The sequence below is a fragment of the Burkholderia pulmonis genome, from assembly GCF_984667975.1.
On the sequence record NZ_OZ480186.1, the window covers coordinates 797,941 to 811,894 of the forward strand.

The window sequence follows — 13,954 nt, forward strand, 5'->3', positions numbered from 1 at the left end:
ATCTCGTGCGATGCAGGGCTATTCTGATCGCTCGCGCTGGTGGTTTCGATACGCTAGAGTGTCAATTTTTAGCGCAATCGTCTCATGGATGCATTGAGTCAGCTGCTGTCGCTGGGGCGCAGCCACGTCGAGCTCGACGTGCGCTGCCTGCTCGACGGGCCGTTCGCGATGCCGCACGATCCGTTGCCGCCCGGCGAGGCGGCGTTCCATCTGGTGCTGGCCGGCACCTGCCGGCTGCGTACTGCCGACGGGCGCTCGCTGCAGCTCGCCGAAGGCGATTTCGTGCTGCTGCCCGCGGGCGGGGCGCACGACCTGCTCGATGCAGGGGGTGGCCGGTCGCCGCCGGTCGTGCCGCTGCGCGATTCGGGCGCCGGCGACGGCGCGGTACTGCCGGTCAAGTCGAATCTCGATCCGGCCGGGCCGGGCGGCGCAAGCGTGGATCTGCTGTGCGGCCGCTTCGTCTATGCACGCGGCGCGGGCGAACTGCTGATGCGCGCGCTGCCGCAGGTATTGCACGTCGGATTGCGCGACGCGTCGGGGTTCGCGCCGCTGCAGTTGCTGACGAGCGTGCTGCGCAGCGAGGCGTCGAACGTGCAGCCGGGCGCCGGCGCGATCGTCAACGCGCTCGGGCAGGCACTGCTGGCCTACGCGCTGCGTGCGTATGGTCGCGGCGCGCGCGTGCCGTCCGGCTGGCTCACGCTCGCGGCCGATGCGCGGCTCGGGCCGTCGGTCCAGGCCGTGCTGCAGGCGCCGGAGCAGCCGTGGACGGTCGAGTCGCTCGGCGCGGTGGCGGCGATGTCGCGCGCAACCTATGCGCGGCATTTCCGCGAGAAGGCCGGGATGAGCGTCGGCGCGTTCGTCGCGCAGATCCGGATGATGCATGCGTGCGCGCTGCTGCAGGACACGCAACGCGGGCAGGCGGAAATCGGGCAGGCGGTCGGCTATCAGTCCGAAGCCGCATTCGGCAAGGCGTTTCGCGCCGTACTCGGCACGACGCCGGGCCGCTGGCGGCGTGCGCAGCGCGAAACGTAAGACTGCAATCGCGGCCGTCTTGGTACGCGCCAAAGCTGCTACCATGCGCAAAACGCAGTTCGACGAAAACGATTTCGCACAAGAAGAAAGAGAGGGCAAAGCAATGAACCAGACCACCATCCAGCAGCCGTCGTTCGCATTCGTGGCCGCATCGTGGGCCGCGCTGCTCGCCGGTTTCGCGGCATTCCTGATCGGGCTCTGGAACGCCGGCATGCAGCTCAACGAGAAGGGCTACTACTTCACCGTGCTGGTGTTCGGCCTCTATGCGGCGATCTCGCTGCAGAAGAGCGTGCGCGACCGTGCGGAAGGCATTCCCGTCACCGGCATCTACTACGGCCTCAGCTGGATCGCGCTGCTGCTGTCGATCGCGCTGCTGGTCGTCGGCCTCTTCAACGCGACGCTGCAGTTGAGCGAGAAGGGCTTTTACGCGATGTCGTTCGTACTCGCGCTGTTCGGCGCGGTAGCCGTGCAGAAGAACACCCGCGACCTGCAGAACGCAAAGCCGCGCTATACCGACGCCGATTCCGCGCCGTCCGTTCAGGAGTAACCGCACGCGGGGCGGGCGCCCGCCCGGGCCGCCCGCTGCGCGATGACGCACGCGGCGCCCCGCATTCGCCGGCGCGCCGCAGGCCCATCCTCCTTTCGTTTCATCCATGCCGTCGCGCATGACGATGGAGATATTCCGGATGCCGAACCTCAATCAAACCGCCTCGAGCACGCTCACGGCCGCCCGTTCCGTGGCGGCGCACGCTGCGCTCGTGCTGGAGACGAACAACCTGCGCGGCGGCGCGGGCCTCGTGCAGGCCGTCGACAGCCTGAAGCACCTCGTGTCGGCGCTGTCGAAGCAGACCGTGCCGCCGGCGGCGCTGGCGCAATGGATCATCACGCACGACGGCCTGCCTGCCGATGCGTGCGCGGAAATCGCTGTGCTGGCCGGCCGCCCGGTCGATTTCGTCGAGATCGGTGCGAGCACCGGCTACTACGATGCGAAGAACGACGGTTTCGATCGTGTCGATGTGTCGCGCTGCGACATCGTCGTATTCGGCGATGCCGATTGCCGGCCGGCCGACGACTGGCTCGAACACCTGCTTGCGCCGTTTGCTCGCGACGCGGGCGGCGCACCCGTCGCGGTGGCGGGGCGCACCAGCTATGCCCCCAACGTGCTGGGCATCGCGCTGACGTCGATCGATTTCATGTATTTCCCGAGCCCGCTGCGCGACGGCGCGACGCGCAATTTCTACGCGAACAACGTCGCGTTCCGGCACGACGTGTTCGCGCAATTCCGTTACGAGCCGCTCGACGGCGTCTATCGCGCGCATTGCCAGGTGATGGGGCTGCGGATGCAGGCGGCCGGCGTGGCCGTCGAGTTCGCGCCGGCCGCGCACACCGAGCATCGGTTGCCGGACACGCATCTCGAGTCGTTGAAGCTGCGCTGGATGCGCGGCGAGGACAGCGTCGGGCTGACGCCGTATCTCGTGAACGCATACCTGCCGCGCCACTGGCAATGGCTCGGCCGCAGCGGTCCGCTCGGTCCGTTCTGCGTGATGGTGATGCGGGTCGGCTACAGCCTGCGCGCGCTCAATCGCCAGCAGTTGCCGCAACTGGGCACGCTCCGCTATCTCGCGGCCGTCGGCGTCACGATCGCCGCATCCGCCGTCGATACGCTCGGCGCGCTCGCGCGCGGTTTCGGGCTCGCGGGACGCGCATCGGCCCGGCGCGATCTCGACGCGCTGTCCTATCACCGTCACTGAAGCGACGCCGCACATCGCCGCGGCGCCACGATACTTCGACATCCCGACTCCATCCCGACGACGACCATGTCTTCACTCGCCACCCGTGTTGCCTGCCTCGCCCTGTTTGCCGCCAGCGCCGGTGCCCTTGCCGCGCCGGTCGATCATGCGGGACGCGGAATCTATCATTTCGCGTCGCAAAGCGGCTGCCCGTTCGCGAACGCGGCCGCAACGGACTGCAATCGCGTCGCGCTCGATACGCCCGACGTTCACGCGAGCATCGATACGGAGACACACACGATCGTCTTCTCGAACGATGCGAAGCGCCGCACGAAGGACGTGCTCGGCGACGTGCTGCTGCAAGGCACGGGCGTCGATGCCGACGGCCGGCGCGTGCCGTTGAGCGTGCACGTGCTGCTGCGTCGCGACGGCGCGAAATGGGACCGCGACGTGTACGTCCATGCGCCCGTGCACGGCAAGTTCACGGATGTGCGGATCGATCCGTACCGCGTGCGTGTGACGGAGGGTGATGGCGAGCGCGACGTGCTCACGCCGGACGAAACGCTCGCGCTGTTCGCCCATCCGTCGCTTGCATCGCAGCTTGCACGGCATCTCGTGAAGGTGCGCGCGACCGATCCGAAGCAACCGTCCGCGGACGACATCACGATCGCGCTCGGCGTGGGCGGCCTGACGAAGTCGGTCGCGCGCGCGAGCTTCACGTCGAACGCGCCGCGCGATGCCGACGTCGATCGTGCGCTCGCGTCCGGTACGTGGGCCGTCCGCTTCGATGCGCTGAGCAATCACATCCCGGTGTGGGTCGCGCAGCGCGAGCTGTTCCTGTTCGGCCTCGACGGCAGCGCACTCCTGAAAGACGTGCGCGAGCAGGGCTTCCGGAAGAACGACCGGATCGAATTCGGCGCGCGCGACGGCAACGGCTATCTGCGTGTGAATGGCCGCGAAGAGGCATTCGCGGGTGCGGCCGCCTCCGCGCATGCGTTCATGCAGGAAAGCTTCGTCGGCCTGATCCTCGGCTGGCGTCGCGATCCGGCTGCCACAGCGGCAGCTGCGTCGAAGTCTTCATCCGCACGAAACATGCCGGCATGACCGCTGCAAGCGAACAGCCCGCAGCGTCGCAGGTGGCGCACGGCGAGCGACTCGACTGTCTCGACGCGCCGGTGCCGCGTGGCGCGGCGCGTGCGCGTGCGTATCTCGTCGATCGCATCAAGCGGGCGGCGATCCGGCGGCTGCATCGCAGCACGCATGGCGAGCGCTGGATGCTGCGCATGTACCTGATCGGCGAGGAAGCGACCGAGTGCGCGTTGCACGAGGACTGGACCGGACAGCCGCCGGACTGGCTCGCGCCGCGCATCGAGCAGCATCTCGCGGACGAGCGCCGTCACGCGGCGGCGTTTGTCGATGCGCTGCGCGAGCGCGGTGTCGCGGCATCGGCCGGGCCGCATGAACCCGACTGGCTGAGCCGGCGCAAGATCATGCGGTGGCGTCGGCTCGCGCAACGCTACGCGCCGCACTTCGCGCAAGGCGTACTCGTGCCGGCGTATGCGACGGGCCTGTGTGCGGAACAGATGGCGATGCGCGTGCTCGCGCGCCACTGCGCGACGATCGGCGACGCGCATCCGCTGTATCCGTTGCTTTCGCGGGTGCTTGCCGACGAGACGCGTCATGTCCGCCTCTGCGCGGATACGCTGCGCCGTCTCGTCGCGCCGTCCGAGGCTGCAGCGCTCGCCGCCTTGCTGGACGAGATCCGCGCGATCGAAGCCGGTTTCGGCGTGACGGGCGCGCTGGTGATGTACGCGGCCGGCTGGGCGCAGTCGCTTCGTCCGCGCACATGATGTCGCGCATTGTCTATCTCGCGACGGCCGACGCGCGCGGCCACCTGATGCGCGCGCAACTGCTCGTGCATGCGTTGCGTGCGGCCGGCGCGCAGGTCGACGTGTTGACGACGTCCGATGCCGGGCAGGCATTCCTGGCTGCGTTCGGCATCGAAGCGGCCGTGCTGTCCCGGCTCTACGCGGTGCAGTTCGACGAACGGCAGAACATGCTGCGCGATGCGACCGATCGCAATGTCGCGCATTACGTGTTCAGGCCGACGCGGATGTTGCGCGACATCGTGCGGCTGCGCGCGATCGTGCGCGACGCGGATCTCGTGATCAACGACTCGTTTCATCCGGCGCTGCTGTTCATGGGCGCGGTGCCGGGCTGGCGGCGTCGCATCGTTCACGTGTATGGCGGCAGCCTGCGCCGCGCGTTGACCGCGAATTTCGATGCGCGGTTGCCGCGCGTGCTGGCGCATGCCTTCGCGCGCATCGTCGACTGGCAGATCGATTCGGCGCGGGGATGTATCGAGCACGACTTCGCGTACGACGTCGCCGACGATGCGCCGCGATCGCACCGGCATGGCCGGTTGCCGACGCCGGTGCCGGTCGTCGCCGAGCTGCCGGTACCGGAACAGGCCGCCGCGGCCGTCTATCTGAATCCGCACTTCCGTGACGTTGCGCTTGCCGATGCGTTGTCGGCCGGCATGCGCGACGCAGGGCTCGCCGCGCACCGTGTCGGCGAAGGCTACGCAGGCCACGACGGCTGGAGCGGCGTCGACGCCGACTGGCCGACGCGCGCTGCGCATGCGCCGTTGATCGTATCGGCACCCGGCATGGCCGCGCTGTCGATCGCGCGCGTGTATCGCCGCCCGATCCTGCTCGTGCAGACCGATCAGCCCGAACAGGCGAGCAACGCCGCGCGCGCGGCGCGGCTGCAACTCGTGCATCGCGTCGTCACATGGCGAGGCGATGCGGCGGCATTTCGGCGGTCGGTCGGGCAGGCCGCCAGCGAGCTGATGCGCGATCCCGGTACGTCGGCAGGCACGCTCGCGGGCCGCGAGCATGCGCGTGCGCGCGTGGACGCATGGACGTCGCGCCTCCTCGCATTGCGTCCGCATGCGCGGGTGGCCGACGCTGAAACCCGATGCGAGGCGCCGGCATCGCGATGAATACAAGGTCGCTTCGTGACGATCGCCGGCCCGATGTCCGGCAGATGCTGGCCGCGACGTTCGGCATGGCCGCGGGCCTCGCGATCTTCTTTCTGCTGGAGCGCGGCGTCACGCCCCGCTATGTGCTGGCCACGGCGCTCGATGCGCGGATTCCGTTCATCGCATGGTCGTGGTTCGTCTACGTCGCGTTCTTTCCGTTCGTGATCGTGCTCGCCGCGTATGCACGGCCGTCCGCATTCGCCGCGTTCAAGGAGGCCGTGCTGATCGCGTTCGTGCTCGGTGTCGTCTGCTTCCTGCTGGTTCCGGAAGCTGTGCCGCGGCCCGACGTCGCGGAGATCGGCAATGCGTTCGTGCGCCATCGCCTCGCGCGCATGTGGCAGCTCGATCTCGCAGCCAACGGCTTCCCGAGCCTGCATATCGCGGTGACGTGTCTTGCATGCCGGATGCTGACGGACCGGCGCCGGATCGTCGCGGCATCGATCGGGCTGCTGATCTGCACATCGACGCTGACGCTCAAGCAGCACACGGTGGCCGATGTGCTGGGCGGTGTCGCGCTCGCGATGGTCAGCGCGTTGTGGGTCGAGCGGCGTGCGTTGCGCAGGAGGCTCGCATGACGGGCGCGCAGGTTCGACCCGCCGGATCGAACGCCGGGCTGGCGCGGTTCGTGCCCGATCCCGCGCTGTTTCGCGTGAATGTGGCGCGTGTCGGCGTGGCGCTGGCGGGTGACTGGCTGATGATCGCCGCCGCGTTCGCCGTTGCGATCGCGTTCGCGCATCCGCTTGCCTACGCGTGTGCCGCCATCGTGATCGCGCGCAGCCAGCTTGCGCTCGCGGTCATGATGCACGAAGGGGCGCACGGGTTGCTCGCGCCGAATCGGCGCGTCAACGACGCGCTGGGCCAGCTGTTCGCGGCCGGCCCGTTGTGGCTGTCGCTGCGCACGTATCGTGCCGGCCATCTGAAGCATCATCGCGCGCCGATGCAGCCGGACGACCCCGTCGCGCTGCTGTTCGGCGTGCACGACTATCCGGTTACGCGCGTGCGGCTGATCGGCCGCCTGCTCGCGTACGCGTGCGGGATCGGCTACGTGACGAGCGTCGTGAAGCTCGCACGCGGCGCGTTCGCGCATGCGTTGCCGACGGTTGAAAAATCGCGCGCGTATGCGGCGTGGGAGATCGCGTCGATGCTGGCCGGCAACGGCGCGTTGTTCGGCGCGCTCGCGCTGGCCGGACATCCGCTGCTGTACGTCGCGCTGTGGATCGTGCCGTCCGTCACGCTGCTGCCGCTCGCCGGGCAGGTGCGCGCGATTTTCGAGCACGCGGGGCTGCCGGCTTGCACGGACCAGAGCCGCAACGCGCGCACGATCGCCCGGCGTTCGTGGCAGACGTTCCTGTTCGGCCCGCACGCGATTCATTTCCATATCGAACATCATCTGTTCATGCGGATGCCGTTCCATAACCTGCCGGTCGTGCACCGGCAGCTCGCGCAACTGCAGCTGCTGCCCGACGGCAACCTGTACGCCGGGTACGGCGCGGTGCTGCGGGACGTGAGCGTGCGCTGATGCATCGTTCGATGCCGCGTGTCCATCTTCCGGGAGCAAAAGAGTGAGAGTCGATTTCAAGCCGCGGGTGCTGCATCGAGCCGTGCTTTCCGTGGCGCTTGCGATGATGGCAGCCTCTGCGTGCGCGCAGACGGCTCCTGCCGTGGCAACGTCCGCAACGCCCGCTGTGCCGGCCGTCATCGCGGTCGGTAACGGCCCTGCCGGCATGGCGTTCGGGCCGGACGGCAAGCGCCTGTACGTCACCAGCAACAGCGACAACACCGTCGCGGTGATCGACGTGGCGGTCGGGCAGCGCATGCGCGACCTCGGCGAGCGGCCGGCAAAGGCGGTGAATGACGGGTGCCCCGACAACTTCTGCCGCGGGATGGGGGCGACAGGCATCGCGATCGCGACCGACGAGCGTCACGCGTATGTGAGCTCGATGCGTGCCGATTCGCTGGCGAAGCTCGACCTCGACAGCGGACACGTTGACGGCGTCGCGAAGGTGCAGCGCTTCCCGCAGGCTGTCGCGATATCGCCGGACGGCACGCGCGCGTACGTGCTGAACGTGGTCGCCAACTCGGTATCCGTCGTCGATCTCGCGACGTTCCGCACGCTCGGCAAGCCGATTGCGCTGAGCGGCGGGGACGCCGGCAACCAGCCGTTCGGACGGCCTGCCGCGCTCGCACTGTCGGCGGACGGGCGACGCCTGTTCGTCACGAACGGCGTGGCGGGCGGGATCGACGCATTCGATACGCAGACGCGCGCGCAGGTCGGCACGATCGCCGATTCCGACGCGTTCGACGTTGCGGTCGAACCGGGCTCCGGCGAACTGGTTGCGCTGTTTCGCGACGGCATCGCGGCCTACGATGCGAACACGCTGAAGCCGCGCCAGGCGGCGCAATATTGCCGCGCGCTGACGAGTTACCACTTCGCGTTCAGCCCGGACGGTCGCCTGATCGCGTTCAGCCTGCCGCAGGAGAACACGGTGCTGGTCGCCGATCGCGCGACGGGCATGCTGCGCGCCGCCTATCGCACCGGCGAATGGCCGCTTGCGCTGGCGTTCAATCCGGACGGCAGCCGGCTCGCGGTGCTCAATGCGAGCCAGGCCGGCAGCGTGTCGCTGTTCGATGTACGCGATCCGGGGCGGCTGGCCGACTATGTGGCTGCCAGCGGCGAGCTGTTCTGCCAGCCGGCTGCGCAGGCCGCATCGCAATGAGAGACAGGTGCCGGCCGGCTGGTCGCGCCATGCGTGTGCCGGCAGCCGGTGCGAATGGAATGGCAAGGAGAAGAAGATGATCCGGAATGCAAACGGGTTCGGCATGCGCGTCGCGACCGGTGCGGCCGTGGCCGTGCTGCTGAGCGCGTGCAGCAACTTTCCGCTGGCGAGCGGGCCGTCGCTCGAGTGGGTGGCCGGCACGCCCGGCTCGGAAGGCAATCTCGACGGTGCCGGTACGGCGGCCCGTTTCGCCGGCGACCTGCGGCTGCATGCGGACCGGGACGGCGGCGTGCTCGTGGTGGACCGGTACGCGTCGACCGTGCGGCATATCGATGCGCAGGGCCATGTGATGACGCTGGCCGGTCGCAGCGGCGTGCGTGCGTATCAGGATGGCGCGTCTGCCGCCGCGCGCTTCGACCAGCCGGGCGATGCGGTGCGTGCGCCGGACGGCACGATCTATGTGGCCGATACCGGTAACTCGCTGGTGCGCGCGATCCGGCCGGACGGTACCGTTGCCACGATCGCCGGCCTGCCGGGCAAGGCCGGTGATGCCGATGGCCCGAACGGTGTCGGTCAGCTCGATCACCCGGACGCCCTTGCGCTGGACGGGCAGGGCCGGCTCTGGGCGCGTGAACTCTATTCGGGCCATCTGCGCATCGTCGGCGCCGACGGATCGGTGGCGACGTGGAAGCAACCCGATGGCGATTGCATGCCTGCGGGGATTCGCGCGATAGCGGCGAGCCCGAGCGGTGCGATCTGGATCACCGACGGCAAGACGTTCGGCCATGTGACGCCGAACGGCTATACGCCGTTGTCTTCGTGCAAGAGCGCCGACGCACCGGACGACGTATCGGCGGCCGCCGCACCGGTAGGCGTGCCGCCGGAGCCGGGGCCGGTCGCGGCACTGGCCGGAAGCGTGCCGTTCATCGGCATGCCGCCGGCGAGCGAAAGCGACAAGCAAACCGAAGCAGGCGATGCGTCCGGCGATCCCGACTACATCGCGCTTGCGTTCGATGGCTCAGGGCAGATGATCGCGGCCACGGCGCGGTCGATCGTGGCGATCGGTGCCGACGGCAAGCCGGGCGCGACCGTGCGCATCGCGCAGCCGGCGCTGCAGCGCGGGCGCTCGGACGATCGCGACCTGACGTCGCTGGCGATCGACGGATCGGGCCGCAGGCTGGTGACGACGGGCAGCGGCGAGGTCGTGCTGCAGGCCGCGCCGGACGGCCGCCTGCTCGCGTACGCAGGCGTGAGCAACCGCAGCGATGCACTGCTGGTGACCGACACGGCCGACACGAGGCGGGTGCGGTTGCCGGGATCGGTCGACGACGATTTCGCGGTGGCCCCTGACGGCACGATCTACTACGTCGACCGGCTCGACGATGCGATCTACCGGATCGCACCGGACGGCAAGGGCGAGCTGTGGGCCGGCGCGCCGGACGACAAGGGGCGCAACGACGGGCCACGCTTGAAGGCACGCTTCCGCTATCCGTCCGGGCTCGCGCTGGATGCGTCCGGCAACCTTTATGTGGCCGACAGCGGCAATGCGCTGATCCGGCGTATCGACCCGCAGGGCAACGTGCGGACGGTGAGCGGCAAGGTCAGCGACGAGACGCGGGTCGACGGCCCGTTTGCGCAGGCGACGTTCTGGCAGCCGCACTACCTGCGTTTCGACCGCGATGGCCACTTGTACGTGCTCGACGACAGTCCTTACGTGGCGGGCCGCGGCGCGAGTATCCGCCGGCTCGATTTCTCGACGGGAACGGTCGCGACGGTGGCGCGCGAGGCGCAGCAATACAAGATTCCGCGTGAGGACGTCGAACGCTTCGTCACGAGCAGGCGGCGCCCGGGCAGCTACGAGGATCTGGCGGTCGGCCCGCAAGGACAGCTCTACGTGTTGAGCCGCGACGTGATCTGGCGGATCGACCCCGCGACCGGCGCGCACCGTATCCACTTCCTCCCCGGACCCTGGCCGGCCGCGGAGCATGCGTACTACGGCGCGCTGGCGAAGGCGAAGTCGCGCGACGAGGAGGACCGGCTGAGGAACAACCTGATCAGTTGCGACTGGACATGGTGCATGCCCGACCGGATCGCGGCCGATGCGAGCGGCAACGTGTACGTGAGTGACAGCGGGAACCATACCGTCTTGCGGATCGATGCAAAGGGCGATGCGGCGGTGATCGCTGGACAACTCGGGTCACGCGGCAATCGGCCGGGTGCGTTGCCGGGGTCGCTGAATCGTCCGGCGGGGATGGTCACCTTGCCGAACGGCGATCTGTTCGTCGAAGTCGGTGACGAGGGGATCGTGCGGCTGCGCGCGCCGGGCGCGGCCGTGGCACAGGTGCCGGTTGCGGCGGCGACGCAGGAGAAGGCCGTGGAGGCAAATGCGCGACAGCCGTGACGGAAGGAGCGAACGACGCTTGGCCGGCGCGGTGGCGCTGCGCCGGCCAAGCGTCGTTGCCACGGCAGACGGGTGCATGACGATGATTGGCGTGCGATGCGCGCTCAACGAAGCGCTCGTCGCAGACAGGGGAGGGGCGTCTCTTGCACGTCAGTGCGACAGACGCAAAAAAGCCTCCGCGAGGGAGGCTTTTTGCACTATCGAAGATAGTTGGTAGGGTGGGAGGGACTCGAACCCTCGACTCTCTGATTAAAAGTCAGATACTCTAACCAACTGAGTTACCACCCCACGTTCTTGAAACCTGTTCTGGTTCGTTGCTTCAACAACTTGACAAGCGACCCAAAGAGCAAAAGATTATAGCGACGGGTTGCTAACCTGTCAACAACCCGTCACGATAATTATTTGATCGTCTCGAGCTTGCCTTGCGCCGTCTGCGCTGCGTTCGACCCGGCGTACTGCGACACGACCTGCTCGAACGTCTTCTTCGCGGCCGCCTTCTGGCCTTGTTCGAGCTGGTTCGTCCCGATCGCCACGAGCGCGTCGGCCGCGCGCGGGTGCTGCGGGAACTTGCTGACGATCCCCTGCCACGTCGCAGTCGAACCGCGGTAGTCGCGCAGCGCGTATTGCGCATTGCCGTACCAGTACTGCGCGGTCGGCTGGTAAGGGCTCTGCGGATACTTCGCGATGAACGCGCGGAACGAAGCCGCGGCCGCCTTGAAGCTGCCGTTGCGGAACTGCTGCTGCGCCGCATTGAGCGCATCCGTTTCACCCGGCTGCACGGTGCCTTCGACACCATCGATCGTCGCCTGCTGCGGCTCGAACTTCTTGAGCCGCGTGTCGAGATCCTGGTAGTACTCTTTCTGCTGCCGTTCGAGTGTCGTCAGCCGGTTCGTCAGGTCCTCGTTCTCGCCGCGCAGCGTCGCGACCTGCTGGTTCAGCTGGTCGAGACGGCCGGATTGATCGAGGATCGTACGCTGGGCGGCGGACAACTGGCTCGTCAGGTTGTCGGTTTTGCTGCGCAGGTCGAGCACGGCACGGCGCGCTTCGTTGTCGTCGAACACGCCGGCGTGCGCCGGCGCGGCCGACCACGCCGCGCCGGCGACGCAGAGAGCTGCGGCTGCACGCAGCCAGGTTACACGGTGCGTCATACGGCGATTCTTCCGTTACTTACTGTTGGTAGACGAGGTCGGCGCGACGGTTCTGCGCCCACGATGCTTCGTCGTGACCCGTTGCCTGCGGCTTTTCCTTGCCGAGGCTCACGGCTTCCATCTGCGAATCGTTCACGCCGAGCAGTGCCATCGCACGGCGGACGGCTTCCGCACGCTTCTGGCCCAGCGCGAGGTTGTACTCGCTCGTGCCGCGTTCGTCGGTGTTGCCCTGGATCAGCACGTGGCGTTGCGGATGGCTCTTCAGGTACTGGGCGTGCTGCTGCATCAGCGGCTGGTACTCGTCCTTCACCGAATAGCTGTCGAAGTCGAAGTAGATGCTGCGCTTTGCGAGCGGGCTGTTCGGGTCGTTCAGCGGATCGACGTTCACTTGCGCGACGTTGTCGGCGCTCGGTTGCGTGCTGACTGCGCCCGCATTGTTCGCCTTGTCGTCGAGCTTCACGCCCGACTTACATGCGGCGAGCGCGCTGATCATCATCACGGCCAGGGCCAGACGAGCTTTGTTCGACATCATGGTTACTCTCCTTGTGGTCATTGCATGAAGGGCCCCCACGACGGCTCACGAACGGAGCCGCCCTGGACGGACAGGATTTGCGGCGGCGCGCTGCCGTCGGAGGGCACTGCAGCCAGAACATTGCGGCCACCCGACTGGGTAGCGTACAGAAGGTACTGGCCGTTTGCCGCGAAGCTCGGCGATTCGTCGCGATTGGTATTCGTGATGGCGTTCGCCGCGCCGGTCTGCAGATCCTGAACGTACAGCTTGAAGCCCCCGCCCGTGCGGGAGATGTAAGCGAGCAGCTTGCCGTCCGGGCTGATGCGCGGGCTGGTGTTGTAGCTGCCGGTGAAGGTCACGCGCTGCGCGGTACCGGCGCTTTCACCCTGTGCGGGCATCCGGTAGATCTGCGGCGCGCCGCCGCGATCGCTCGTGAAGTAGATCCAGCGGCCGTCCGGCGAGTAGAACGGCTCGGTGTCGATCGAGCTGCCCTGCGTGAGACGACGCAGGCCGCCGCCGTTCGCGTTCACCGTATAAATTTGCGTATTGCCTGTCAGCGACAGCGCGACGGCGAGCGTGTTGCTGTCCGGCGACCACGCCGGTGCGCTGTTGTTGCCCTTCTGGTCGGAGACCATGTAGCGGCGGCCGGTCGGCAGGTCGTGGATGTAGACGATCGGCTTCTTGCGCTCGAACGACACGTACGCGACCTTCGTCCCGCTCGGCGACCAGGCCGGCGAGATGATCGGCTCGGTGCTCGACAGCGCGATGCGCGCGTTCTGGCCGTCCGAATCCGAAATCTGCAGCTGGTAGCGATTACCGGTCTTGATCACGTACGACAGCCGCGTGGCGAACACGCCGCGCACGCCGAGCAGCTTCTGGTAGATGTAGTCGGCGATCTTGTGGCCGGCCGTGCGCAGCGTGGTGTCGGTGGCCGTCAGCGACAGGCCGCCGAGGCTTTGCTGCTTCACGGTGTCGTACAGGATGAAATTGACCTTGTACTGGCCGTTCGGCTCGCGATTCACGCTGCCGGCGACGAACGCATTCGCGCCCTTGGCCTTCCATGCGCCGAGATCGACCGATGCGGTCTCGGGCACGGGCGTGCTGCCTGCGTCGATGTTGGTGAATTTGCCACTGCGGGCGAGGTCGGCGCGGACGATCGACGTGACCTGCTGCGGCAGGCCTGCCTCGTTCGCGAAGTTCGCGGTGGCAATGGGGAATTGGGTCGACCCGACACCGGTGATCAGCACGTTGACCTGGGCGTTAGCGGCGCTGCCCGCCGTGATAAGACACGAGGCCACGAGTACCCTGAAACCTAGCTTTGTCATCAAACTCATGCTTCTTGCTTCCCGTATGACTTGGATCGCTGCGCAAC

General features: G+C 67.7%; 13 protein-coding genes and 1 tRNA gene. 10 read left to right on the forward strand and 4 right to left on the reverse strand.

Going from position 1 to position 13,954, the window contains the following annotated elements:
- Positions 1-84: 84 nt before the first annotated feature.
- The 10 genes from AC5LXK_RS03695 to AC5LXK_RS03740 all read left to right on the forward strand — a co-directional run bounded on the left by AC5LXK_RS03695 (position 85) and on the right by AC5LXK_RS03740 (position 10,923).
- Positions 85-1,032, forward strand: coding sequence for a cupin domain-containing protein (locus AC5LXK_RS03695; protein ID WP_493390362.1), 948 nt, complete (start codon positions 85-87; stop codon positions 1,030-1,032).
- A 103-nt stretch (positions 1,033-1,135) separates the two neighbouring features.
- Complete coding sequence (yiaA, locus tag AC5LXK_RS03700) at positions 1,136-1,579, forward strand: inner membrane protein YiaA (RefSeq protein ID WP_226240879.1); 444 nt, start codon at positions 1,136-1,138, stop codon at positions 1,577-1,579.
- Between the two features lie 139 nt (positions 1,580-1,718).
- Positions 1,719-2,783, forward strand: coding sequence for a glycosyltransferase family 2 protein (locus AC5LXK_RS03705; protein ID WP_493390363.1), 1,065 nt, complete (start codon positions 1,719-1,721; stop codon positions 2,781-2,783).
- A 66-nt stretch (positions 2,784-2,849) separates the two neighbouring features.
- Positions 2,850-3,866, forward strand: coding sequence for a hypothetical protein (locus tag AC5LXK_RS03710; RefSeq protein ID WP_493390364.1), 1,017 nt, complete (start codon positions 2,850-2,852; stop codon positions 3,864-3,866).
- Positions 3,863-4,612 carry a hypothetical protein gene (locus AC5LXK_RS03715; RefSeq protein ID WP_493390365.1) on the forward strand — a complete coding sequence of 250 codons (750 nt, stop codon included), beginning with the start codon at positions 3,863-3,865 and terminating at the stop codon, positions 4,610-4,612. The genes AC5LXK_RS03710 and AC5LXK_RS03715 overlap by 4 nt, the downstream gene beginning before the upstream one ends.
- The gene (locus AC5LXK_RS03720) at positions 4,609-5,766 is read left to right on the forward strand and encodes a glycosyltransferase family protein (RefSeq protein ID WP_493390366.1); all 1,158 of its coding nucleotides are present in this window, start codon (positions 4,609-4,611) and stop codon (positions 5,764-5,766) included. The genes AC5LXK_RS03715 and AC5LXK_RS03720 overlap by 4 nt, the downstream gene beginning before the upstream one ends.
- Positions 5,763-6,380 (forward strand): phosphatase PAP2 family protein, encoded by a 618-nt coding sequence (locus AC5LXK_RS03725; protein ID WP_493390367.1) that lies wholly within the window; start codon positions 5,763-5,765, stop codon positions 6,378-6,380. The genes AC5LXK_RS03720 and AC5LXK_RS03725 overlap by 4 nt, the downstream gene beginning before the upstream one ends.
- Positions 6,377-7,324, forward strand: a complete 948-nt coding sequence (locus tag AC5LXK_RS03730; RefSeq protein ID WP_493390368.1) for a fatty acid desaturase family protein — start codon at positions 6,377-6,379, stop codon at positions 7,322-7,324. Before AC5LXK_RS03725 ends, AC5LXK_RS03730 begins: the two co-directional genes overlap by 4 nt.
- Before the next feature lie 142 nt (positions 7,325-7,466).
- Positions 7,467-8,522: a beta-propeller fold lactonase family protein gene (locus AC5LXK_RS03735; RefSeq protein ID WP_493390369.1), complete on the forward strand. Its 1,056-nt coding sequence runs from the start codon at positions 7,467-7,469 to the stop codon at positions 8,520-8,522.
- 76 nt (positions 8,523-8,598) lie between these two features.
- Positions 8,599-10,923, forward strand: a complete 2,325-nt coding sequence (locus AC5LXK_RS03740) for a hypothetical protein (protein WP_493390370.1) — start codon at positions 8,599-8,601, stop codon at positions 10,921-10,923.
- A 211-nt stretch (positions 10,924-11,134) separates the two neighbouring features.
- Here AC5LXK_RS03740 and AC5LXK_RS03745 read toward each other — a convergent pair.
- The 4 genes from AC5LXK_RS03745 to tolB all read right to left on the reverse strand — a co-directional run bounded on the left by AC5LXK_RS03745 (position 11,135) and on the right by tolB (position 13,916).
- A tRNA-Lys gene (locus AC5LXK_RS03745) sits at positions 11,135-11,211 on the reverse strand.
- Positions 11,212-11,321: 110 nt separating this feature from the next.
- Positions 11,322-12,071, reverse strand: a complete 750-nt coding sequence (gene ybgF, locus AC5LXK_RS03750) for a tol-pal system protein YbgF (protein WP_493390371.1) — start codon at positions 12,069-12,071, stop codon at positions 11,322-11,324.
- Positions 12,072-12,090: 19 nt separating this feature from the next.
- The gene (gene pal, locus AC5LXK_RS03755; protein ID WP_006484980.1) at positions 12,091-12,603 is read right to left on the reverse strand and encodes a peptidoglycan-associated lipoprotein Pal; all 513 of its coding nucleotides are present in this window, start codon (positions 12,601-12,603) and stop codon (positions 12,091-12,093) included.
- Positions 12,604-12,620: 17 nt separating this feature from the next.
- Positions 12,621-13,916 carry a Tol-Pal system beta propeller repeat protein TolB gene (tolB, locus tag AC5LXK_RS03760; RefSeq protein WP_493390372.1) on the reverse strand — a complete coding sequence of 432 codons (1,296 nt, stop codon included), beginning with the start codon at positions 13,914-13,916 and terminating at the stop codon, positions 12,621-12,623.
- Between the last annotated feature and the right edge of the window lie 38 nt (positions 13,917-13,954).